General features: G+C 66.8%; 2 protein-coding genes. Both read right to left on the bottom strand.

Annotated elements, in window-relative coordinates; translation table 11 throughout:
* On the bottom strand, positions 1 to 332 hold a 332-nt coding region (locus CCN51_RS51995), incomplete at its 3' end, for a sigma factor (RefSeq protein ID WP_281262496.1).
* 188 nt (positions 333 to 520) lie between these two features.
* The coding region (locus CCN51_RS51990; RefSeq protein WP_143676249.1) for a sigma-70 family RNA polymerase sigma factor at positions 521 to 1,037 on the bottom strand (517 nt) is incomplete at its 5' end.

The raw sequence follows: 1,037 nt of genomic DNA, 5'->3' as shown, positions 1-1,037 counted from the left end.
ACGGTCGGCATGGCGAAGGTCGGGAACTCCACGCCCCGCTCGCAGTCGAACCGGTCGATCGCCTTGATCAGGCCGATCGTGCCGACCTGGACGATGTCCTCCATGGGCTCGTTGCGGCTGCGGAAGCGGGCCGCCGCGTAGCGCACCAGCGGGAGGTTCAGCTCGATGAGGGTGTCACGTACGTAGGTGTGCTCCACGCTGTCCCGGTCGAGCGCGGCGAGCCGCAGAAACAGGGAGCGGGAGAGGGTGCGGGTGTCGATGGCGTCGCCGTTGTCGAGCACGTGCGGTGCGTCGTTGGTGAGCACCTTCGAGCTGCCCAGTTCTACGGACATGCCACCCCCTTTGGGTCGCGGACGGATCCCAGCTGCGCTCGTCGCGTCGAACGCAGCCTCCCCCTGAATACCGGAGGTCGGGCCGCGGCAAACGCGGTTCCTGCAGAATGTCACATGTCGGCAACACGCTGTAGCGCCATGTCGACATTACTGCCCGGAAGGAGTGAGGGGAGGGTCCCCCGTCCCGGTTATGACTCGATCCGGTTTGCGGACCTGAGTCTGGCAAAGCTGCGGGACAGCAGCCGGGAGACATGCATCTGTGAGACGCCGAGCTCGGCGCTGATCTGAGATTGAGTCAGATTGCTGTAGTAACGGAGCAAAAGGATGCGCTGCTCGCGCTCGGGCAGTTGGACGAGGAGGTGCCGCACCAGATCGCGGTGTTCGACTCCGGCAAGCGCCGGATCCTCGTAGCCGAGCCGGTCGACCAGCCCCGGCAGCCCGTCGCCCTCCTGGGCGGCCTCCAGTGAGGTCGCGTGGTACGAGCGCCCGGCCTCGATGCAGGCCAGCACCTCGTCCTCGCCGAGCCCGAGCCGTTCGGCGATCTCGGCCGTGGTCGGGGATCTGCCGTGCAGCACCGTCAGATCCTCGGTCGCTCCGTTGACCTGCACCCACAGCTCATGCAGCCGGCGCGGCACATGGACGGTGCGGACGTTGTCGCGGAAGTAGCGCTTGATCTCGCCGACCACGGTCGGCATGGCGAAGGTC

The organism is Streptomyces milbemycinicus (assembly GCF_002154605.1).
Classification (GTDB): Bacteria; Actinomycetota; Actinomycetes; order Streptomycetales; family Streptomycetaceae; genus Streptomyces; species Streptomyces milbemycinicus.
The sequence above is the reverse complement of the archived record's forward strand: the minus strand, read 5'-3'. Positions and strand labels throughout refer to the sequence as shown.